Genomic DNA, 20,519 nt, shown 5'->3' with positions numbered 1-20,519 from the left:
AGCCAACCAGCAAAGGAGATATGTCATGGCTGAACAAAACCAACAAACCGACCAGACGCCGGAAGAAGGCGAACCGCATCGCGGCTATCCGGGCAAGCAGCCGGATTATGACGCTTTCCATGTACGCGATGGTAATAACGGTAAGAGTTACTGGAACCGGGTCGGCATCGCGTACAAACACAAGGACGAGAAGGGCCTGACCATCGATCTCGATTCCGTCCCGGTAGACGGAAAGATCACGCTACGCGAACGGGCCGAGCAGATAATGGACCAGCGGGATAAGTCGCAGCAGACGGCCCCGCAACAGGCGCAGGAACGTAACCATGGACCGCAGCGCTAAATGGCAGGGCCCCGGCCCGATGCCATCCTATTTCGTCAAGGCTCCCGACGTGGGAACGGCGTTCCAGCGCAACCGCGATCCGTCCTTTGCGGCACAGCTCGACGACCTCAAAAAGACCGAGGCCCAGCGGCGGGGCGAACAGGAAGGTAGCGGATCGTCTATGGTCCGGGACGACAAACCCGTACCCTCGCTGAAGCCGCCACCGGAGACACGCCGCGAACAGGATCGCAGTTGTTTCAACGGGGCTTGGGCGAAGGAGCAAATGGACTGGGCGATGCGCCACCGCGACATCGGGCATCAACAGGCGCTGTTGCAGCGCGGTCGAGAACAGACCCGCGCTCATGCGCCGCAGCAGTCACGGTGAAAGGAGATTACAGCGCTAAGACGCCTACCGCATGACACATATAGGAATAAATTCCTTGATTTTTGGATTATTATTCTGTACAAAGAGTGTAATTGCAGGCGGCTTCGCGCGGAACTGATTATCGGTTCTTTCGCGGGCCGCCTTTTTCGTTTGACCAGAAACAAAGGAGAAGAGTCATGAACGAACAAAACACCGCCAACCAGCCCGTCGAGACAATACGGGATGGCAGCCTGAAAGCCACCATCTGGCATAACCAGGGCGAGAACGGCCCGTATTTTACGACCACCCTCGCCAAGACCTACGAGGATCGAGACGGCAAGCTGCGCGACACATACGGCTTCACAGGGTCAGAACTGCTGCGCGTCGCTGAACTGGCAAGGACTGCCTATGCGCAGTCCATCGCCTTGCGCCGGGAGCCAGAACCGCAGGTCGAACAGCAACGCGAAGAACCGCGTCGCCGTGGTGGCAACACCTCCGGCTATGCAAGGCGGCGGGGCCATGAGGGCCTGTCCGAGAGTTTTCCCGGTTACGAGTAAAGAGAGAGATTAAGCCATGCAGCCCCCTGAACCCGCCGACTTTGTGTATTTGTTCGAGGATGATGAGACGATCACCGAGGAAGATGCGCTTGAATATTTTACAAGCCTGATGACGGTGCTGCAGGGCTTTATCGATCTTGGATTCGATATCAATTCTATCCACAGCTATCTGCCGCATAACGCCGTGACGATTACCGGAACGCCCGGAAATGCTGTAAAATCAGGGGATACGAGAAACAGATTTGAGACGGCAGCGATTTCTGCCGAGAGAGGCAAGGAATGATGCAGCCAGCACCGAAAAATGCCGCCGAACAAAAGGCGCTGATTTACTGCCGGGTTAGCCATGTGAAGCAACGCACGCAAGGCCACGGTCTCGACAGTCAGGAACATCGCTGCCGTCTTTATGCAGAGCAGCAGGGCTATGAAGTCGAGGCTGTGTTCCCCGATGATCGCTCCGGCGGCGGGGATTTCATGAAGCGTCCCGGTATGGTCGCACTGCTGAACTATCTCGAAACTCATCCGCAGCATGACTATGTCGTGATCTTCGATGATCTTAAACGCTTCGCCCGCGACACGATCTTCCATTTCATGCTGCGTCATCGTTTGGCCGAATACAACGCTTCGGTCGAATGCCTGAATTTCAAATTCGAGGATACACCGGAAGGCGAGTTCGTAGAGACGGTCTTTGCCGCGCAAGGCCAGCTTGAGCGCAAGCAGAACCAGCGCCAGACGATCCAGAAAATGCGGGCGCGGCTGGAGAACGGATACTGGGTATTCTCCGCGCCTATCGGCTATCGCTACGAGAAGACCGCCGGTCAGGGCAAACTGCTGGTACGGGACGAGCCGCTTGCCTCCATTGTCAAAGAAGGGCTGAAAGGCTTTGGCTCGGGTCGTTTCCAGACGCAGGCCGAGGTCAAGCGCTTCTTCGAGAGCTATGCCGCATTCCCTCGCGACAAATATGGGGAAGTCCGAAACCAGCGCGTAACTGAAATCCTGACCCGCTCAGTCTATGCCGGATATGTGCAATCGACTAAATGGAATATCTCGCTGCGCAAGGGCCACCACGAGCCGCTGATCGACTATGAGACCTTCACTGCGATCCAGTATCGTCTGCAGGAAAAGGCTAAGGTTCCGACGCGTCGTGACCTCAACGAAGACTTTCCGCTGCGTGGCTTTATCCTGTGTGGCGATTGCGAGAGACCGCTGACGGCCAACTGGTCGAAAAGCAAGACCGGCGACCGCCATGCCTATTATCTCTGCTACAACAAGGATTGCGTCAGCCACCGCAAATCGATCCGGCGCGACAAGCTCGAAGGCGACTTCGTCGATGTGCTCCACGCCCTGCAGCCAACCGAACATCATGGCCGGGTGATCCGGACCGTCTTCAAGTCGATGTGGGACTACCAGCTTCACCGCTCTGCGCAGCTCGCCGACTCCATCAAGGCCGAGATCACGAAATTGGATGGCCAAATTGACACCCTGGTGAACAGGATTGTCGAAGCGACAAGCGCTTCCGTGACTGCGGCCTATGAGAAACGCATCGCGGCGATGGAATCACGCAAGACTGAATTGAGTGAAAAAGCTGCCCGAACCGGCCAACCGACACGCCCCTATGAGGAGTTGTTCCAACTCGCGCTCGATTTCCTGTCAAACCCTTGGAATCTCTGGTCTTCAGGCAATCTGAAGGACAGGAGAATGGTCCTCAAGCTGACGTTTTCTGAGCGGTTGGCCTACCACCGCGAATTAGGGTTTTCCAACCCCAAAACATCGTTGCCATTCAGAGTGTTAGAGGAGATTTGCATGGATAGAAGCAAAATGGCGCACCGGGGAGGATTCGAACCCCCGACCCCCAGATTCGTAGTCTGGTGCTCTATCCAGCTGAGCTACCGGTGCGGGCCGGTCGACTGCCCTGAGGACTGCGACCGAGAGCGGGGTTAAAGCCCAATCGCGCGGCAATTGCAAGCCTGTTTTCCCGGAAATTTCCGGACACTGCGCCAGGGTCACTGCGCCAAGGGCCGCTGCGCCTTACAGCTCAAGCCGGTAATAAGCGACTTCCTTCATGCCCGGCTCCACCACCGACTGACCGCAATGAACAAAGCCCAGCGCCTGGTGAAAGGCGATGGAGGCCGGGTTTGCAGGCAGGGTGTTGATCTCGCAGCCTATCACCGGCACGCCCGCGTCCCGCGCCAACCGTGCCAGGTCCTCATAAAATGCCCGGCCATAGCCCTGCCCGCGCACTGCTTGCGATACGACGATGCGGTCGACATACAGGAAACGCTCATGCCTTTCCAGGAACCAGCGATAATGCGGGCTGGCATAATCGGCCCCCTCGCGATAGGCGAGCATCAGCGCGGCGCCATCGCCCAGTTGGCGGGCATAGGCGGTACCGGCAATCATTTCTTCCAGCTCGCCGTCTTCCAGCCATGACAGCTTTTCATGGTCGACATTGTTGATGGCCGTCAGGCCCGCGATATGCCGGGGCTCTATCGCTTGCGGTTTCATGCTCAGGCCCCGTTCGCCGCATGTACGCCGCGGGCTATGGCACGGGCAAGGCAATCGGCGGCATGATTGCCAAGAACCGAGAGCGACAGCGCCCTCGGCTCGGGCAGGTCCCTTGCCCCTGTCGACAGGGCGAAGACCGTGTCGCCATCGACCGGTGCATGGGCTGGCCGGATCGCCCGGGACAGGCCGTCCTGCGCCATGATGGCGAGGCGCTTGCAGTCCGCCGTCGACAGCGCCGCATCGGTCGCGACCGCGCAGATCGTCGTGTTTGCCCCGGGTTTAGCCACGCCCGCACTGTTCTGGGCACCGCCCGCCGCCCTTACAGGGCCGAGCTTGGTATCGTCAGGAAAGCCATGCGCTGTCTCGCCGCCATCAGGGCGCACGCCCCCGAACTCGCCATCCATCTCGAACGGCCACGCCCAGAAGCATTTCGTGCCGGGGATATACGGCGAACCGAAGGCGTTCACGGCCACAATCGCGCCAACGGTGATGCCTTCCGGCGTGACGAAGGACGCGGTGCCAAGCCCCCCGGGCCACGCCCCGGCTTGCGCGCCATACCCCGCGCCGGTGCGCCCGAGGCCGACATCCGTGCCGCCCTCGCCCTTGGCATGGGCAAGCGCCTCGCGTCCCAGCCGGGCATAGGGCGGCGTATCGCCCCAGCCCTTGTTGCCGCCATTGGCAAGGTCATAGAGGATTGCCGAGGGCACGATGGGCGAGACCGGCACGCCCGGTGACGGGATCAGCGCATAGCCCCTGCCCTCCGCCCCCAGCATGCCGGCAACCGCGTCAGCCGCGCCTAGGCCATAGACCGAGCCACCGGAGAGGACGAGCGCGTTCAGTCCGCCAACAAGCCGCTCTGGCTGCAGCGCGTCTGTCTCGCGCGTGCCCGGCCCGCCGCCGCGCACATCGACGGAGGCCGTTACCATCCTGTCGGGCAGGATCACGGTGACGCCGGTCCTGGCATCAGGGTCATGGCTGTGCCCAACGCGCAGGCCGTCTATATCGGTGATCGAGTTACGCGGCCCTGCCATCCCCACACCATTACCTTGATTTGCCATGTAACACGTTCCACCCTGCTGTCTTTGTATCGTTATCAAGCGAAAGCCCGCTCATGTTCAAGCCCCGCCTGTCTCTCGCCCTGCTTCTCGGTCTCGTCTTCCTCGCTGCGTGCGGCCAGCAACAGGCCCGGGATGATACTGGTACCGAGGCGTCCACCGAGATCTATGAAGAGCTAGAGGGAAAATTCGCCATCGCCACGGCCAATCCGCACGCAACGAAGGCCGGGGCAGATGTTCTTGCCCGCGGCGGCACGGCGGTCGATGCGGCGATTGCGGTGCAGGCGGTGCTTTCGCTGGTCGAGCCGCAATCCTCCGGCCTCGGCGGCGGCGCCTTCATGCTGCATTACGATCCGGCGAGCGGGCGCACCATCGCCTATGACGGGCGCGAGACCGCACCGCTCAGCGCCACGCCTGACATGTTCCTGAATGCCGATGGCAGCCCGATGAATTTCTACGACGCGATCACCGGCGGGCGCTCAGTCGGTGTGCCGGGCGTTGTCGCCATGCTGACGCTGGCCCACGAACAGCACGGGACAATGCCTCTCGCCGAGCTTCTCGCCCCGGCGCGGGAGCTCGCCGAGAACGGCTTTGAAATTTCTCCGCGCCTCAACGGCCTGATCGTGCGCATGAGCGAGGCAGGCCGTCTCGGACAGATGACCGGCTCACAGGATTATTTCTTCGATGAGGCCGGAGAGCCCCTGCCCGTCGGCCATGTGCTGAAAAATCCTGCCTATGCGCAAATGCTCCGCACCCTGTCTGAACAGGGCCCGGGCGCGTTCTACGGCGGAGAAATTGCACAGGAAATTGCGACCACCGTCGATTCCATCGCCGGGCCGGGCACGCTGACCGTCGAGGATTTCTTCAACTATTCCCCCGTCGAGCGCCAGCCGGTCTGCGCGCCCTATCGCACCAAGACGATCTGCTCCATGGGCCCGCCCTCTTCCGGCGGCGTCACCGTGCTGCAGATTCTGTCACTGCTGGAACAGACACAGTTCGATCAGTATGCAGCCGAATCACCGGAAGGCTGGCACCTCCTCATGGAGGCAAGCCGCCTCGCCTATGCTGACCGCAATCTCTACCTCGCCGACCCCGCCTTCATGAGCATTGGCGACCATGGCGCGGGCGATATCGTGGACGCCCTTCTTTCGCCCGGCTATGTCGCCGACAGGGCGAGCCTCATCCAGGTCGACCGCTCAGCTGTCGAGGTTGCGCCGGGTGACCCGTTCGAGGATGAAGCCCATCTCGGCCTCGATGCCTCGCCGGAGCCGCCCTCGACCAGCCATTTCTCGATCCGCGACGGGCAAGGCCGCGTCGTCTCCATGACCACCTCTGTCGAGGCACCCTTCGGCTCGCATATCATGGCGGCGGGGATCATCCTCAACAATCAGCTGACGGATTTTTCCTTCATGCCGGAACAGAACGGCCAGCCGGTCGCCAATGCACCGCTGGCAGGAAAGCGGCCACGCTCGTCCATGTCGCCCGTCATCATCTTCAACGAGGACGGCTCATTCTACGCCGCTCTCGGCTCGCCGGGCGGGCCCGCCATCATCGGCTATGTCGCCAAAACCGTTGTCGGGATGCTCGACTGGGACATGAGCATGCAGGAGGCGATCGACCTGCCCAATATCGTCATCCCGCGCGGCGGCGTGATGGTCGAGGAAGACCGCCTCGATGCAGAGCGCCTCGCCGCCCTCGCCGCCTTCGGCCTTGAGCCGCGCGAGACAGCGCTGACCAGCGGCGTCTATGGCGTGATGGTGACGGCTGATGGCGAACTGGTCGGTGGAGCCGACAAGCGCCGCGAAGGTAATTTTGTCATCGGAGATGTCATGGCAGGCGATGCCACGCAATAGCCTCTTTCGATGCGCAACATTTCGGCGGATAATGACTACCGACAAAGGAAAGCGACCCATCCCATGAACAAACTCCTTCTTGCCAGCCTGTCCCTGTCCGCCTTGCTCGCCGCCTGCGGCGAGGATGCGGCGACGCCTGCCACACCGGAGGGTACTGCCCCTGAGGAAATGACGGCTGAGGAAACGGACGAAGCCATCGAAGAACTGGAAGACGATATGGCGAGCCTGCCTGTCCGCGCTGAGGGCGAAGACCTGGCGGGCGCAGACTGTGGTCCAGCGACGGCAGAGGGCTATTGCGGAGTGAGATTCGGTATGAGTGCTGACGAAGCCCGCGCCGCCTATCCAGGCGGCCTCGTCGGCGGGCCGGACGAAGACCCTTACGGCAATCCGGAATGCTTCTATCTCAATGTCGCGCCGGAAAGCTACGAGATCGGCTTCATGGTCGAGGGTGGCAATGTCATGCGTCTCGATGTCCGTGCGCCGGGCGTCGCCACCGAGGCCGGTGCCATGGTCGGCATGACCGTCGATGAAGTCGTCGCGCTTTACCCGGATGCCGAACTGATGCAAAATCCCTATACGGATGAAGACGATATCCATGTCGATTTCGGTGATGGCGCCAAAGTGATCTTCGAACAGGAATTCGGCGAAGGCACGATCGGCCGCTACCGCATCGGACTGACGCCGCCTGTCGATTATATCGAAGGCTGCTCCTGAGCACTTATACGCTTCCCCGTCCTTCGAGGCCTCGCTGACGCGAGGCACCTCAGGATGAGGAAGCTGGCGGAATACAAATCCTCATACTGAGGTGGCTCCGAAGGAGCCCACGAAGTACGAGGATTTGTCAGCACGCCTGACCTAGAGCAGCCCGGCCTCGCCCAGCGCAGCGCGAAAGGTGTTAGCATCGGTAAATCGCACGGCCTTCATGCCGACTGCAATTGCCGCATCGACATTGTCCTGCCGGTCGTCGATGAACAACACGTCCGACGGATCGGGATTGCCCATACGCGCCAGCGATATCTGATAGATACGCGGATCAGGCTTGATCACCTTCTCCTCGGCGGAAATGACCGTGTCGCGGAACTCCTTCAGCACGGGGAATTCTTCCAGCATTTCCGGCCAGACCTCCGCCGGCATGTTGGACAGGGCATAAAGCGGCACGCCCGCCCCCTTCAGCTCACGTACAATATCATCGACACCGTCGACATAACCGTCGAACATGTCGAGCCAGTCGATCCGCCAGGCATGGATCAGCTCGGCATGGTCAGGGTGCTTCTCGATGAGGCGGCGGGCATTCTCCGCCATGGGCACACCGCGATCATGCACGCTATGCCATTCCATCGTGGTAACAGTCGCGCAGAACTCCTCGGCCTTCTCCCGAGAGCCCATCAGCTCCGTGTACAGACGCACGGGGCTCCAGTCGAGCAGCACATTGCCCAAATCAAAAAGAACGATGGATGCCATTACGCCGCTTCCGTCGAGGCGATCCAGCCGCCGCCGAGGACGCGGCTGTTGCCTTCATCGGGCGTATAGAACACGCAGGCCTGACCGGGGGAGACGCCGTCTTCCGGTTCGTCGAGCACGACGGACAGCCTGTCGCCATCGCGGCGCAGGGTCGCGATTTCCGGCGGCCGGGTCGAGCGCACTTTGACGGCGACGCGCATGCCGCCTTCGGGCACGGCCTCGTCACCGATCCAGTTGGCGTCCTTCAGATGGATCACCTTGGTCGTCAGCGCCTCGCGCGGACCGACCACAACCTGTTTCCTGTCAGCATCGAGCTTGACCACGTAGAGCGGATCGCCGGTCGCAATTCCGAGACCCCGGCGCTGGCCGACCGTGTAGTGAATAACGCCCGGATGGGTGCCCATCACCGTGCCGTCGACATGGACGATCTCGCCCGGCTCCGCCGCCCCGGGGCGCAACCGTTCGACCACGGAGGTATATTTGCCCTCCGGCACGAAGCAGATGTCCTGGCTGTCCGGCTTGTCGGCAACGACAAGGCCCAGCTCCGCCGCAATGGCGCGCACGTCCGGCTTCGGCAGGTGCCCTAGCGGAAAGCGCAAAAAGTCCAGCTGCTCTTGCGTGGTCGTGAACAGGAAATAGCTCTGGTCGCGGTCGGCATCGGCGGCCCGGCGCAGTTCCGCCTTGCCGCTCTCGCCGACCTCGCGGGCGATATAATGCCCGGTCGCCATCGCCGCGCCGCCAAGGTCGCGGGCGGTCTCCAGCAAATCCTTGAACTTCACCCGCTCATTGCAGCGCACGCAGGGGATCGGCGTTGCACCGGCCAGATAGGTATCGGCGAAATCTTCCATCACCGCGTCGGAAAAGCGGTTCTCGTAATCGAGCACGTAATGGGGAATGCCCAGCGCCTCGGCCACGCGGCGGGCGTCATGGATATCCTGCCCGGCACAGCACGCGCCTTTCTTCTGGATCGCGACGCCATGGTCGTAAAGCTGCAGCGTCACGCCGACGACGTCATAGCCCGCATAATGGCACAGCGCCGCGGTGACGGAGGAATCAACCCCGCCCGACATGGCAACGATGATGCGCGCGCCCTTGGGCAGGCCGAGGTCGAGCTCGCCCGCCACCCTGCGCGTCAGCGCCAGATTATCCGTCTTGTCCAGAACATTACTCATGGCCGCGCATATAAGGGTTTTGGCGTCATAACGCCAGTGCCGCGCTGGCGGCCAGTCGCGCAATGAAAAACCCGCCGGCCTCTGGCGCGGCGGGTCTTCACCCCTAGACCCGCTTGCACACAGGTCACCCCACTTCCGGCGCTTGTTTTTCGCCGGTCGTTGAGGATGACGCTAGAGGCACATGGTAAATTTTTCGTTTGCCATGAAGGGTTTATCGGCAAGACTTCATTAACCGCGTGGGACCTGAGTTAAAGCTGTGCGTGAACGCGCGCTACGGCAGCCCGCGTCTGCGGGTTCAGCCCCTGCCCCATCTGGCCCGGCAAAAAGCGCCGCTGGAAGGCGAGAACGGCCGCCACCGGATGGCCATCGCGAAAGCCATAGCCGATCTCCCGCAGCATGGTGATCGCCGCGGCATAATCCGGCAGCTCCTCCGGCAAAGGCAGCGCCGGGTCGATGGAGGCAAGCGCCAGACCGGGCCGCGACAGCTTGTGCCAGGGGAACAGCTCGCCCGGGTCTTCCTTGCGCTCAGGCGCGACATCGCTGTGGCCGACAACGCGGGAGGCCGGCACGCCATGGCGCGCGACGATCTCGGTCACCAGCGCTACCACCGCATCGCTCTGCACGCCGGGAAACTTGCGATAACCCCATTCATGGCCGGGATTGACGATCTCGATGCCGACCGAGCAGCCATTCACATTGTCCCGTCCCTGCCAGTGCGACAGGCCGGCATGCCAGGCGCGCCGGCCCTCGTCGACCAGCGCGAACACCGCGCCATCTTCCTCGACCAGGTAATGGGCGCTGACCCTCGCTTCGCTGTCGCACAGCCGCGCCAGCGCCGCCGGTCCGCTTTCCATACCCGTATAATGCAGCACGATCATGTCGATCTTTTCACCGCGCTCATCATGGTTCGGCGAGCGATGGTCTCTATTGATCGTCAGGCTCATGCGGTCATCCTAGTTCTCAATCGGGGCGATGGTCGCCGATGGCGGCCCCTGCTTGTCTTTCGTCCGGATCAGGATAACCCCGACCCCGCCAAGCGTCATCAGCCCGCCGACAATAAACTGCCACGTCACCGGCTCACCGAGAATGAACACGCCGCCCGCCACGGCGATCACCGTCGCCAGCAGCGTCGAGGACGACACCTGGTTCACCGGCAGACGCTGGATCAGCCAGTAATAGGTCGTATGCCCGAACATTGACGCCCCGAACACGGTAAAGGACAGCGCCGCCAGAAACGGCCAGATATTCTCCCCCGTCAGCACGGCCATCTGGTCGCGCTCCAGCGTCAGCGTCGCGGTCCACAGGAAGACCGAGCCGAAGATCGCGAACCAGCCGAGCAGTTCCAGCGGCTTCACCCCTTCGATCTTCTTCACGATGATTGCCCCCGTCGCTTCGGAGGCCATCGCCGCGACAAGCAGCGCGACCCCTAACATGGACGTATCGCCATCGCTTTCCTGCGACAGCGCGATCAGCCCGACCCCGGCAATGGCTATGAGGATACCGGCAATGCGCGGCACGCCGATCCGCTCCTTCAGCACCAGCACGGCCATCAGCACGGTGATGGGTACATACAGCTCCATCACCATCGCCCCGACGGAGGCCGAGGCATGGGCAAAGCCGGTAAACATCAGCGCATAGTTCAGCCCGCCGAGACACAGCCCGGCGATGGCGATGCGCTTCATCTGGCCATGGTGGATGCGCAAGAGCGGCGAGAGGATGATCGCGACCAGCGTCATCCGGCAGGCGGCATAGAAGATCGGATCGACGAACTGGTTTGTCGTCGCGCGAATGACGACCAGATGCAGCCCCCAGACAAGGCACATCGCCACCAGCATGATCAGTTCGCGCGCGGGCATGTCCCCTGCCTTCCCTCATTTATCGGAAGCCGGACCATAGGGTGAGCTGGCACGATCTGCCAGTCACTATTCCTTATGACGATGAGAGAAACTCTGGCTAGCTGGCCTTGACGCGTTTCCAGCTGGATCGCGTGTCGCGATGGCGGCCGATCAGGGCGGAGATGCCGACGGCGAGCGGCGCGACGATGGCAACGGCGATCATGGCGACGCCGGTAAAGCACAACACGACGACGAACAATACGACATCCATAAGACCGCTGGCGGCTTTCTTCGCGAGATCCGTTGCGGAAAGGGACTGACGGGTTACCGGTGCACTGTTCATGGGGTTATTTAATCACTCGCCGTTCGAATTATCCAGCACATTCAACATGGGCCAGAATTAACCATGGGCAAGGATGCATGAAGGACACAAGCGGGTGATCGCCGGACTGATGGCTAGACGGCAGCCTTGCGCTCGGCAACCGCCTTTTCATAGGCGGTATTGATCGCTGCCATCCGGCCTTCGGAAATCTTCACGAGTTCCGCCGGCACGCCGCGGGCAATCAGCGTGTCAGGGTGGGTATCCTTGACCAGCTTGTAATAGGCCTTTTTCAGCTCTGCATCAGATACATCATGAGACAGGCCGAGGACAGCGTAAGGGTCGTCCTTGTCCGCCCCCAGATGCGCGGCGCTGATGCGGCGCCATTGCGCCGGGCTGATCGAAAACGCCTCTGCCGCTTCGCGCAGCAATTCCATTTCGCGCGGATGCATCACACCGTCGGCAAGCGCGATATGGAACAGGCAGTCGAGCACGTCTTCGAGGATCGTCGGTTCGTCGCCGAACAGCTCGCCGACCTGCCTGGCATAGAGATCGAACCCGGCAACGTCTTCCTGTGCGAGGTTATAAACCATACGCACCTTGCTCGCCTCTTCCGGCGGGAAGGCAAAGAAATCACCAAAGGCGACGACCTCCTCGTCGGTCACGAAGCCGTCCGCCTTGGCCATCTTCGCCGACAGCGCGATCAGCGCGATGGAGAACACCGCCGCGTCCCGCCGCGCCTTGCGTGCGCGTATGGCGTCCATCACGGCGCCGAGCGTGCGCTCCCGCGCCTCTTCAAGGAACTGCTGTATGCGTTGCCACAAGGTCATGATTTTTCCATAGCGAAGCCATCCGCTACGGGCCAGAAAAACTTTTCACGCGCGGCGCATCGTGACTTTCTGCGTGCTCATTGCGACGAAGGCGCGACAGGAGTCAGCCCTTGCCCGATCATGCTTTTGATACTTTTTGTGAATCTCGAGTTTTCCACAGTTTTGTGAAATTTTTTCGCCACCTGATAACAATGGCTTATCGACGATAAGCGCAAGGGATGCGCAGGGGTGCCTACACGGCCTATTCTCAAGCCCTTTTTTTTCTGCTCAGCTTCAGACGCAATTGTTGCGTCTCTTTAGTCTAGCCACCAGCAAAGGGTATTGGGGATATGACGGAGATCAGCTGCCTTGTGGGTGGGGCACTTTTCGGCGCGGTCGTCATGATGGCCGCCATCTTTCTGACCGGCGGCTTTTAAGCCACTGGTTCGCTTCAGGGGCCGGGCTCAAGCGGGGGAGCCGGCCACACTTTACCAAATTATCAGGGTTCGTAGCCGAGGATCGGCGAGAGCCATTTTTCCATGTCAGCCACCGGCCTGCCCTTGCGTTTGGCATAGTCCTCGACCTGGTCGCGGGCGACCTTGCCGACGCCGAAATAGACCGACTGCGGGTGGCTGAAATAGATGCCGGAAACGGATGCCCCCGGCATCATCGCGAAACTCTCGGTCAGCTCCATCCCGGCATTCTCTTCCGCATTAAGCAGGCGGAACAGCGTTTCCTTCTCGGTGTGATCGGGCTGGGCCGGATAGCCGGGCGCCGGGCGAATACCCTGATATTTCTCCTCGATCAGCGCCTGGTTATCGAGGCCCTCATCGGCGGCATAGCCCCACAGCTCACGCCGCACCTTCGCATGCATCGCCTCGGCAAAGGCTTCGGCCAGCCGGTCGGCGAGCGCCGATGCCATGATCGAGGAATAATTGTCTCCCGCCTTGGCGAATTTCTGCGAGACCTCGTCTTCATTGTGGCCGGCGGTAACGGCAAACGCGCCGAGATAATCGACCTTGCCGCTGTCCTTCGGCGCGACGAAATCCGACAGGCAATAATTCGGCTGGCCGGAGCGTTTTTCCATCTGCTGGCGCAGGCCGTGGAACGCCGCGATCTGCGTCTCGCAAGATTCATCCTCATAGAGAATGATATCGTCGCCGACCGATTGCGCCGGCCAGAAACCGATCACGCCATGGGCGGTGAACCATTTCTCCTCGATGACCTTTTCCAGCATCTTCTTCGCTTCTTCGAAAAGGTCGCGGGCCGCCTCGCCCACCTTGTCGTCCTCCAGGATCGCCGGATAGCGGCCATGCAAATCCCATGACGCAAAGAAGGGCGACCAGTCGATATACTCGGCCAGCTCTTTGAGGTCATAGTCGCAGAAGGCCTTCACGCCGGTGAAACTCGGCTTGGGCGGCTCATAGCCTGCCCAGTCGATCTCCACGCGGTTGTCCCGCGCCTTGGCGATCGGCACGCGATTATCCGTCTGCTGACGCTTGGAATAGCTGTCGCGCACCTTCTCATATTCATCGCGAATACCGGTCAGATAATCAGGCTTGCGTTCTTCCGACAGCAGAGTGGATACGACACCCACCGCACGGCTGGCATCTGTGACATAGATCACGCCATGCTCGTAATTCGGTTCGATCTTGACCGCCGTATGCGCCTTGGACGTCGTCGCCCCGCCGATCAGCAGCGGGATATCCAGACCGATCCGCTTCATCTCCCTGGCCACATTCACCATCTCGTCCAGCGACGGCGTGATCAGGCCCGACAGGCCGATGATATCGACATCGTGCTTTTTCGCCTCCTCGAGAATCCTGTCCGCCGGCACCATCACGCCGAGGTCGATGACTTCATAGTTGTTACACTGAAGAACGACGCCGACAATGTTCTTGCCGATATCGTGCACATCGCCCTTCACCGTCGCCATCAGCACCTTGCCCTTCGCCTGTGCCTGGGCCAGTCCCTGCTCTTCCTTCTCTTTTTCCATATAGGGTTCGAGATAGGCGACGGCCTGCTTCATGACGCGGGCGGACTTGACCACCTGCGGCAGGAACATCTTGCCCGCACCGAACAGGTCGCCAACGATGTTCATGCCATCCATCAGCGGCCCTTCGATCACATAAAGGGGCCGGTCCAGTTTCTGCCGCGCCTCTTCCGTGTCCTCGATGATGTACTGGGTGATGCCTTTTACCAGCGCATGCTCGATCCGCTTTTCGACCGGCTGCTCGCGCCAGCTCAGGTCTTCCTCGCGCTTCTTGCCGCCTTCGCCCTTGTAGCGGTCGGCTCGCTCCAGCAGCGCATCGGTCGCGCCCTTTCGGCGGTTCAGGATCACATCCTCGACCAGCTCGCGCAGTTCCTTTTCGATATCGTCATAGATCGCCAGCTGCCCGGCATTGACGATCCCCATATCCATGCCCGCCTGAATGGCATGATAGAGAAACACCGAATGCATCGCCTCGCGTACGGCCTCATTGCCACGGAAAGAGAAGGAGATGTTGGACACACCGCCCGATACGCGGGCATGCGGAAGGTTTTCCTTTATCCGCCGTGTCGCCTCGATGAAATCGACAGCGTAATTGTCATGCTCCTCGATGCCGGTCGCCACCGCAAAGATGTTCGGATCGAAGATGATGTCTTCCGCCGGGAAGCCGTTATTGACCAGCAGATCATAGGATCGTTTGCAGATCTCGAACTTCCGGTCCTCGGTGTCGGCCTGCCCGTCCTCGTCGAACGCCATGACAACCGTGGCCGCGCCATATCGCATGATCTTGCGGGCATGGGACAGGAACTCCTCCTCGCCTTCCTTCAGCGAGATGGAGTTGACGATCGCCTTGCCCTGGACGTTTTTCAACCCTTCCTCGATCACTTCCCATTTGGAGCTATCGATCATGATCGGTACACGGCTGATATCGGGTTCCGACGCGATCAGGCGCAGGAAGGTGCGCATCGCCTCGACGCCATCCAGCATCCCCTCATCCATGTTCACGTCGATGATCTGGGCGCCGTTCTCGACCTGCTGGCGTGCAACATCGAGGGCGGCTTCATAATCGCCGTCCTTGATCAGCTTGCGAAAGCGGGCGGACCCGGTGACGTTGGTGCGTTCACCGATATTGACGAAAGTCGGTTGCATTATATCAGTCCTGACTGTTGCCGGAATTGGGGCGCACACCGAGCATATGGCTCAGCGCATAGGCCATCTTGGCGCGATTCAGCGTATAGAAGTGAAAATGCTCGATGCCGTGTTCGGCAAGGTCGAGGCATTGTTCTGCGGCCAGCGTCGCCGCGACCAGCTCGCGCGTTTCAGGGTCGTCATCGAGGTTTTCGAACATCCGCCCGATGCGCCCCGGTATGGTCGCCCCGCAAAGCCCGGCCATGCGGGTCAGCGCGCCGAAATTGTTCACCGGCATGATGCCCGGCACGATCGGAATGGTGATCCCCGCCTTCCTCACCATGTCGACATAGCGGAAATAGCAATCATTATCGAAAAAGAACTGGGTGATTGCCCGCGTCGCCCCGGCATCGACTTTCTGTTTCAGCAATTCGATATCGAGCGCAAAATCCGGGCTTTCCGGGTGCTTCTCGGGGTAACACCCCACGGAGACCTCGAAGCCATGGCGATCCGTCGCCGCCTTGGCAAGCTCTGCGGCATTGTAATAGCCGCCTTCAGTCGCCTCGAATTTCTCGCCGACACCGCCGGGAGGGTCACCGCGCAGGGCAACGATATGGCGTACACCCGCATTCCAGTAATCGTCGAGTACCTGGTTGATCTCGTCTTTCGTGGCATTGACCGTGGTCAGGTGCGCAGCAACGGGCACATGGGTTTCTTCGATAATGCGCGACACCGTCTGGTGCGTCCGGTCACGCGTCGATCCGCCGGCGCCATAGGTCACGGAAACGAAGTCCGGTCCCAGCGGCACCAGCTGCTCGATCGCGCTCCACAATTGCTCGCTCATCTTTTCCGTCTTGGGCGGAAAGAATTCAAAGCTGATTTTCAGCTTGTCAGACATGGATACTCTCTTTCAGATATTTCGCTTGCGCACCGGATTCATGCGGTGCCTTCAACAGCCATAGTTTCACGCTCAGCCTGTCCTGCTCGTCCGCCCCGGGGGCCAGCGTTTCGCTGCCGGAGACAGCCAAACCAGCGGCTTTTGCCCAGTCGGCAGCATCCTCATCGGAAAAGCCGAGACGGCGATGGGCATAGTCCTCACGCAGATGCTCCAGCCCGTGCGGGGCGAAATCGACAACCAGCATGCGCCCGCCGGGGCGCAGCAGCTTGCGCGCCGCCTTCACCGCCGCGACCGGGTCGGAAAGGAAATGCAAAACATGGTGAATACAGACGAAATCTGCACTCCCCTCCTGATCCGCAAGATCGAAGATATCGCCCTGACGCACCTGGGCGTTATCGACACCGGCATCGCCCAGCAATGTGCGGGCAACGGCCAGCATTTCCCGAGAGACGTCATAGCCAACGGCCTGCTCATACAGGTCCCGGAAGACGATCAGCATGCGCCCCGTGCCGGTGCCAAGGTCGATGAACTTTTCAACCGGCGCATCGCCGGCCAGTTCACGCATCTTTTGCTCGATATCAGACTCAGGCGTATGGAGCCTGCGCAGGTTTTCCCAGCTTTCGGCATTTCGCTGGAAGAAGTCGGCCGCCACCGCCGCGCGGGCCGCCATCACCTCCGACAGGCGCACACCGTCCTGTTCCAGTACCTCGTCCCGTCCCTGATGCAGGCCTGGCAGGACTTCCTCCAGCCCTTCCAGCAGCACGGAGGCCGGGTTTAGGCGATAGAACACCCACGCCCCCTCCCGGTGCCCTTCCACCAGCCCGCCATCGGCCAGGATGTTCACATGGCGCGAGACACGCGGCTGGCTCTGCTGCAGGATCTGGGTCAGCTCGGAGACGGTCAGTTCGCCGCGTGACAGCAACAGGACGATTCGCAGCCGGGTTTCTTCCCCCAGGGCGCGAATTTCCGTCAGAAAGCTGTCGAGTCGTGGCTGAGGCATGCAAATCTCTGCAATTCTGCTTTGGCCACGAGACATATAAAGAAATCTTTATATGGTCAAGCTACTTCCCGTAAATGCTCAAGGATCGCGCCTGCGCACTTAGCCTGAAAGTTGTGCACGCACACGATCCCGCCATCGGATGGCGAAAACCGGCGTGAATGTTGCAATGCCATAGTTCAGTCACATATAGGGTGAGAATACGCGAGCGGGCGGGGAGCTTTCCGCACAATTTAGGAACACGCAGTCGGGCAGTGGTGTTTGATTACGACACGGTGTCTGGAGATAAACATGAGACAGTTAAAGACAATCATTCTGGCGACAGCCCTTGGCGGCTTGATGGCGGGCCTCGTGCCGGCCATGGCGCAGACTTCTGTCACCCGCGCTGTCGATCCTGACGTTTACGATCCGAACGGGCTGTTCGACACAGTCGACAATGATGATGACGGCCAGCTGAGCCTGACCGAGTACAGCAGCTATGTCGATCGCTATGCTGCACTTGGCGACGTCACCTCGATCAACATCCGCAACAATGACGGCTATGAAGGCGTTTTCCGCCACTATGACAGCAATCGCGACGGGTATCTCAGCCGCGACGAGCTGGGCAAGGCGAGCCGCATCAACCTGGATTCGACCCTGGCGACGTAGGATTTGGCGCCAACATACTTGCACATGGAAAAGCCCGGGAGTTACCCGGGCTTTTCTTTATCTGCCATTATTTTTTTCGATCAGTACCTTAACGGCTCATCTTGCGATACTGGATGCGCTTCGGGATATCCGCATCCGGGCCGAGGCGGCGTTTCTTGTCCTCGATATAATCCTCGAAATTCCCCTCGAACCATTCGACGTGGGAATCACCCTCGAAGGCGAGGATATGCGTCGCAATCCGGTCGAGGAACCAGCGGTCGTGGGAGATGATCACCGCGCAGCCCGGATAATCGTCCAGCGCCGCTTCCAGCTCGCGAAGCGTATCGACGTCGAGATCGTTGGTCGGCTCGTCGAGCAGCAGCAGGTTGGAGCCTTCGCGCAGCATCTTGGCGAGCTGCACCCGGTTGCGTTCACCGCCGGAAAGATCGCCGACCTTCTTCTGCTGGTCACCGCCCTTGAAGTTGAACCACGAGACATAGGCCCGCGACGGCACCTCGCGCTGGGCACCTGATTCCTTGGCACCAAGGGTCAGAATATCGAGACCGGAGGAGATCTCCTCCCATACGTTCTTCTTGGGGTCGAGGTCTTCGCGCGACTGGTCGACATAGCCGATCTTCACCGTCTCGCCGACACGCAAACTCCCCTCGTCCGGGGTCTCGACACCGGTCAGCATCTTGAACAGGGTCGTCTTGCCGGCACCGTTCGGGCCGATCACGCCGACGATCCCGCCCGGCGGCAGGCGGAAGGACAGCCCGTCGATCAGCAGCTTGTCGCCGAACCCCTTCTTGAGGTTCTCTGCCTCGACCACGACACCGCCAAGGCGCGGGCCCGGCGGGATCTGGATCTGCGCCTGGCCGACATCCTTCTTGGTCGATTTCTGCACCAGCTCGTCAAAGGCGTTGATCCGCGCTTTCGACTTGGCCTGGCGCGCCTTGGGCGAAGCGTTGATCCATTCCAGTTCCTGCGACATGGAGCGCTGGCGCGATTTCTCCTCACGCTGCTCCTGCTCCAGCCGCTTGGCGCGGGCCTGCAGCCAGCTGGAGTAATTGCCCTCGTGCGGAATGCCCTTGGCCCGGTCGAGCTCGAGGATCCAGCCCGTCACCTGGTCGAGGAAATAGCGGTCGTGGGTCACCAGCACGACGGCGCCGTGATAATTATGCAGGTAGTTCTGCAGCCACGCGACAGACTCCGCGTCGAGGTGGTTGGTCGGTTCGTCGAGCAGCATCAGGTCCGGCTGCGACAGCAGAAGCCGCGCAAGCGCGACGCGGCGCGCCTCCCCGCCCGACAGGTCCTTCACCGGCCAGTCGCCCGGCGGGCAGCGCAGCGCTTCCATCGCCATGTTGACCTTGGCGTCGATGTCCCACGCGTCGAGCGCGTCGATCTCTTCCTGCATTGCCGACATCTGCTCCATCAGCTCGTCGGAATAGTCTTCCGCCAGCTTCATGGCGATCTCGTTATAGGCATCGACCTTGGCCTTGATCGGCGCGACGCCCTCGGCCGCGTTCTCGAACACGGTCTTGCTCTCGTCCAGCTTCGGCTCCTGCGGCAGGTAGCCGACCTTGGCGCCGGCGGCGGGCGCGGCCTCGCCGTTGAACTCGGTATCGACCCCGGCCATGATCTTCAGCAGCGTCGACTTACCCGCGCCGTTGACGCCGACAACGCCGATCTTGGCGTCCGGGAAGAACTGCAGGTGCACATTGTCGAGGATCTTCTTGGAGCCATAACTCTTGGAGAGCCCGTGCATGTGATAGATATACTGGTATTTCTTCGACATCGTGTCTCGCGTCCGATCAGAATAAGGTGATTATGATCGGCGTGTTTAGCGGGTGCGAGGGTCTGGGGCAATGGGGAAGGGCTTATTCCACCAAAGTCCGAACAGGCCTCGAATTGCTCAGCTTGTCCCACCAGAACAGCTTCTCTTTGTCTTTCGCCGCACCATACAGGGAAAATGGCCATACGAAGAGCCCCACTATCGCCAGCAATGCCCGTAGCAACGGCTTAGCCTCATTTTCGGTCGGCACAACTCGATACCCGACCACATACTGGCCTGGGGTCGAAACATGAACTCGGTTGTGGACGTAATAGAATACTGGAATGACAAACCATGCAGAGAGAACAGCCAGAGTACCGATCCAGTCAGTGTCTCGTGTAAAATCGCGCTGAAAGCGCCAGTTGAATTCTTGTGTGTACTGAGCTTCCATCCAAATCATGATGAACCCGGCGACATTGGTGAGGATAATTCCTATCACCGCCATATCCAAAAATGTCGCTACCAGCCGCTCCCAGATATAGACGGGATATAGACGAGCATCGCCAGTCTTCCTTTGTCGCGCAACGATAAGGAAGGCAAGCAAGAAGCCCGCAGCAGACAAGCCGTAAAGGCTCAGATTGATTTCGACATCAATGTCTTCGCCTTGGTTGGAATATTGCAGAAGCGTTTCCTGTTGCGCCAATGGCAGCACCAAAAGTGACCCCATGATCGCAAAGAAAAATATCCAACGAGGTGGTCTGATCATTCCGCTCTCAATCCCTTTTCAGCCAATGCCTGTAAGGCAGGTTCTGCCTTACAGGCTTGGGGAGCAATCGTTTTTCCGGTCAGGATTTGTCAAGGA

19 protein-coding genes, 1 tRNA gene and 1 pseudogene are annotated in these 20,519 nt (G+C 60.3%); 7 read left to right on the top strand and 14 right to left on the bottom strand.

Features of this window, described 5'->3' with window-relative positions; genetic code table 11:
• Nucleotides 1–25: 25 nt before the first annotated feature.
• The 4 genes and pseudogenes from FF098_RS15830 to FF098_RS18055 form a co-directional block, all read left to right on the top strand.
• Entirely contained in the window at nt 26–340 is a 315-nt protein-coding gene (locus FF098_RS15830) for a hypothetical protein (protein ID WP_188544146.1), read from the top strand.
• Complete coding sequence (locus FF098_RS15825; RefSeq protein WP_155142356.1) at nt 324–704, top strand: hypothetical protein; 381 nt, start codon at nt 324–326, stop codon at nt 702–704. Before FF098_RS15830 ends, FF098_RS15825 begins: the two co-directional genes overlap by 17 nt.
• A 176-nt stretch (nt 705–880) precedes the next feature.
• Nucleotides 881–1,240, top strand: coding sequence for a hypothetical protein (locus tag FF098_RS15820; RefSeq protein WP_155142354.1), 360 nt, complete (start codon nt 881–883; stop codon nt 1,238–1,240).
• 279 nt (nt 1,241–1,519) lie between these two features.
• Nucleotides 1,520–2,515: pseudogene (locus FF098_RS18055) on the top strand (recombinase family protein); the annotation flags it as partial.
• A gap of 541 nt (nt 2,516–3,056) precedes the next feature.
• Here FF098_RS18055 and FF098_RS15805 read toward each other — a convergent pair.
• From FF098_RS15805 to FF098_RS15795, 3 genes are all read right to left on the bottom strand, one after another.
• Nucleotides 3,057–3,133, bottom strand: a tRNA-Arg gene (locus FF098_RS15805).
• Nucleotides 3,134–3,265: 132 nt separating this feature from the next.
• Nucleotides 3,266–3,742, bottom strand: coding sequence for a GNAT family N-acetyltransferase (locus FF098_RS15800; RefSeq protein ID WP_155142350.1), 477 nt, complete (start codon nt 3,740–3,742; stop codon nt 3,266–3,268).
• A 2-nt stretch (nt 3,743–3,744) separates the two neighbouring features.
• A complete protein-coding gene (locus FF098_RS15795) occupies nt 3,745–4,800 on the bottom strand; it encodes a P1 family peptidase (RefSeq protein WP_205967538.1) in 1,056 nt (351 codons plus the stop codon).
• Between the two features lie 53 nt (nt 4,801–4,853).
• On the opposite strand from FF098_RS15795, the gene ggt reads away from it, so the two are divergent.
• The gene (ggt, locus tag FF098_RS15790; protein ID WP_155142348.1) at nt 4,854–6,650 is read left to right on the top strand and encodes a gamma-glutamyltransferase; all 1,797 of its coding nucleotides are present in this window, start codon (nt 4,854–4,856) and stop codon (nt 6,648–6,650) included.
• A gap of 63 nt (nt 6,651–6,713) precedes the next feature.
• Nucleotides 6,714–7,364 (top strand): hypothetical protein, encoded by a 651-nt coding sequence (locus tag FF098_RS15785; RefSeq protein WP_155142345.1) that lies wholly within the window; start codon nt 6,714–6,716, stop codon nt 7,362–7,364.
• 141 nt (nt 7,365–7,505) lie between these two features.
• On the opposite strand, the gene FF098_RS15780 is transcribed toward FF098_RS15785, so the two are convergent.
• The 9 genes from FF098_RS15780 to FF098_RS15740 form a co-directional block, all read right to left on the bottom strand.
• Complete coding sequence (locus FF098_RS15780; RefSeq protein WP_155142343.1) at nt 7,506–8,111, bottom strand: HAD family hydrolase; 606 nt, start codon at nt 8,109–8,111, stop codon at nt 7,506–7,508.
• Nucleotides 8,111–9,283 carry a tRNA 2-thiouridine(34) synthase MnmA gene (gene mnmA, locus FF098_RS15775; protein ID WP_155142341.1) on the bottom strand — a complete coding sequence of 391 codons (1,173 nt, stop codon included), beginning with the start codon at nt 9,281–9,283 and terminating at the stop codon, nt 8,111–8,113. The genes FF098_RS15780 and mnmA overlap by 1 nt, the downstream gene beginning before the upstream one ends.
• 248 nt (nt 9,284–9,531) lie before the next feature.
• Nucleotides 9,532–10,227 carry an N-acetylmuramoyl-L-alanine amidase gene (locus FF098_RS15770; RefSeq protein ID WP_155142339.1) on the bottom strand — a complete coding sequence of 232 codons (696 nt, stop codon included), beginning with the start codon at nt 10,225–10,227 and terminating at the stop codon, nt 9,532–9,534.
• A gap of 9 nt (nt 10,228–10,236) precedes the next feature.
• The gene (locus FF098_RS15765) at nt 10,237–11,139 is read right to left on the bottom strand and encodes a DMT family transporter (RefSeq protein WP_155142337.1); all 903 of its coding nucleotides are present in this window, start codon (nt 11,137–11,139) and stop codon (nt 10,237–10,239) included.
• 97 nt (nt 11,140–11,236) lie between these two features.
• On the bottom strand, nt 11,237–11,461 hold the full coding sequence (locus FF098_RS15760) for a hypothetical protein (RefSeq protein ID WP_155142335.1): 225 nt from the start codon (nt 11,459–11,461) through the stop codon (nt 11,237–11,239).
• A 113-nt stretch (nt 11,462–11,574) separates the two neighbouring features.
• The gene (locus FF098_RS15755; RefSeq protein ID WP_155142333.1) at nt 11,575–12,267 is read right to left on the bottom strand and encodes a molecular chaperone DjiA; all 693 of its coding nucleotides are present in this window, start codon (nt 12,265–12,267) and stop codon (nt 11,575–11,577) included.
• A gap of 478 nt (nt 12,268–12,745) precedes the next feature.
• The gene (gene metH, locus FF098_RS15750) at nt 12,746–15,385 is read right to left on the bottom strand and encodes a methionine synthase (protein ID WP_155142331.1); all 2,640 of its coding nucleotides are present in this window, start codon (nt 15,383–15,385) and stop codon (nt 12,746–12,748) included.
• Between the two features lie 4 nt (nt 15,386–15,389).
• Nucleotides 15,390–16,262 carry a methylenetetrahydrofolate reductase [NAD(P)H] gene (metF, locus tag FF098_RS15745; protein WP_155142328.1) on the bottom strand — a complete coding sequence of 291 codons (873 nt, stop codon included), beginning with the start codon at nt 16,260–16,262 and terminating at the stop codon, nt 15,390–15,392.
• Entirely contained in the window at nt 16,255–17,262 is a 1,008-nt protein-coding gene (locus FF098_RS15740; RefSeq protein WP_166426588.1) for an ArsR/SmtB family transcription factor, read from the bottom strand. The genes metF and FF098_RS15740 overlap by 8 nt, the downstream gene beginning before the upstream one ends.
• Before the next feature lie 288 nt (nt 17,263–17,550).
• Here FF098_RS15740 and FF098_RS15735 point away from each other — a divergent pair, with 288 nt between their 5' ends.
• Nucleotides 17,551–17,907: an EF-hand domain-containing protein gene (locus FF098_RS15735; protein WP_155142325.1), complete on the top strand. Its 357-nt coding sequence runs from the start codon at nt 17,551–17,553 to the stop codon at nt 17,905–17,907.
• An 88-nt stretch (nt 17,908–17,995) separates the two neighbouring features.
• On the opposite strand, the gene ettA is transcribed toward FF098_RS15735, so the two are convergent.
• Both ettA and FF098_RS15725 read right to left on the bottom strand, forming a co-directional pair.
• Entirely contained in the window at nt 17,996–19,681 is a 1,686-nt protein-coding gene (gene ettA / locus FF098_RS15730; RefSeq protein ID WP_155142323.1) for an energy-dependent translational throttle protein EttA, read from the bottom strand.
• 82 nt (nt 19,682–19,763) lie between these two features.
• The gene (locus FF098_RS15725; protein ID WP_155142321.1) at nt 19,764–20,423 is read right to left on the bottom strand and encodes an RDD family protein; all 660 of its coding nucleotides are present in this window, start codon (nt 20,421–20,423) and stop codon (nt 19,764–19,766) included.
• Nucleotides 20,424–20,519 lie beyond the last annotated feature (96 nt).

Origin of the sequence: Aquisalinus luteolus, assembly GCF_009712425.2 — a bacterium.
GTDB classification, from domain to species: Bacteria; Pseudomonadota; Alphaproteobacteria; order Caulobacterales; family Parvularculaceae; genus Aquisalinus; species Aquisalinus luteolus.
The sequence above is the reverse complement of the archived record's forward strand: the minus strand, read 5'-3'. Positions and strand labels throughout refer to the sequence as shown.

Excerpts from the sequence above, each read along its gene's own strand:
- FF098_RS15785 (WP_155142345.1), top strand. The coding sequence starts at position 6,714 with ATGAACAAACTCCTTCTTGCCAGCCTGTCCCTGTCCGCCTTGCTCGCC.
- FF098_RS15830 (WP_188544146.1), top strand. The coding sequence starts at position 26 with ATGGCTGAACAAAACCAACAAACCGACCAGACGCCGGAAGAAGGCGAA.
- FF098_RS15780 (WP_155142343.1), bottom strand. The coding sequence starts at position 8,111 with ATGGCATCCATCGTTCTTTTTGATTTGGGCAATGTGCTGCTCGACTGG.
- ggt (WP_155142348.1), top strand. The coding sequence starts at position 4,854 with ATGTTCAAGCCCCGCCTGTCTCTCGCCCTGCTTCTCGGTCTCGTCTTC.
- FF098_RS15725 (WP_155142321.1), bottom strand. The coding sequence starts at position 20,423 with ATGATCAGACCACCTCGTTGGATATTTTTCTTTGCGATCATGGGGTCA.
- FF098_RS15760 (WP_155142335.1), bottom strand. The coding sequence starts at position 11,461 with ATGAACAGTGCACCGGTAACCCGTCAGTCCCTTTCCGCAACGGATCTC.
- ettA (WP_155142323.1), bottom strand. The coding sequence starts at position 19,681 with ATGTCGAAGAAATACCAGTATATCTATCACATGCACGGGCTCTCCAAG.
- FF098_RS15755 (WP_155142333.1), bottom strand. The coding sequence starts at position 12,267 with ATGACCTTGTGGCAACGCATACAGCAGTTCCTTGAAGAGGCGCGGGAG.
- FF098_RS15735 (WP_155142325.1), top strand. The coding sequence starts at position 17,551 with ATGAGACAGTTAAAGACAATCATTCTGGCGACAGCCCTTGGCGGCTTG.
- mnmA (WP_155142341.1), bottom strand. The coding sequence starts at position 9,283 with ATGAGTAATGTTCTGGACAAGACGGATAATCTGGCGCTGACGCGCAGG.
- metH (WP_155142331.1), bottom strand. The coding sequence starts at position 15,385 with ATGCAACCGACTTTCGTCAATATCGGTGAACGCACCAACGTCACCGGG.
- FF098_RS15825 (WP_155142356.1), top strand. The coding sequence starts at position 324 with ATGGACCGCAGCGCTAAATGGCAGGGCCCCGGCCCGATGCCATCCTAT.
- FF098_RS15800 (WP_155142350.1), bottom strand. The coding sequence starts at position 3,742 with ATGAAACCGCAAGCGATAGAGCCCCGGCATATCGCGGGCCTGACGGCC.
- FF098_RS15795 (WP_205967538.1), bottom strand. The coding sequence starts at position 4,800 with ATGGCAAATCAAGGTAATGGTGTGGGGATGGCAGGGCCGCGTAACTCG.
- FF098_RS15740 (WP_166426588.1), bottom strand. The coding sequence starts at position 17,262 with ATGCCTCAGCCACGACTCGACAGCTTTCTGACGGAAATTCGCGCCCTG.
- metF (WP_155142328.1), bottom strand. The coding sequence starts at position 16,262 with ATGTCTGACAAGCTGAAAATCAGCTTTGAATTCTTTCCGCCCAAGACG.
- FF098_RS15765 (WP_155142337.1), bottom strand. The coding sequence starts at position 11,139 with ATGCCCGCGCGCGAACTGATCATGCTGGTGGCGATGTGCCTTGTCTGG.
- FF098_RS15820 (WP_155142354.1), top strand. The coding sequence starts at position 881 with ATGAACGAACAAAACACCGCCAACCAGCCCGTCGAGACAATACGGGAT.
- FF098_RS15770 (WP_155142339.1), bottom strand. The coding sequence starts at position 10,227 with ATGAGCCTGACGATCAATAGAGACCATCGCTCGCCGAACCATGATGAG.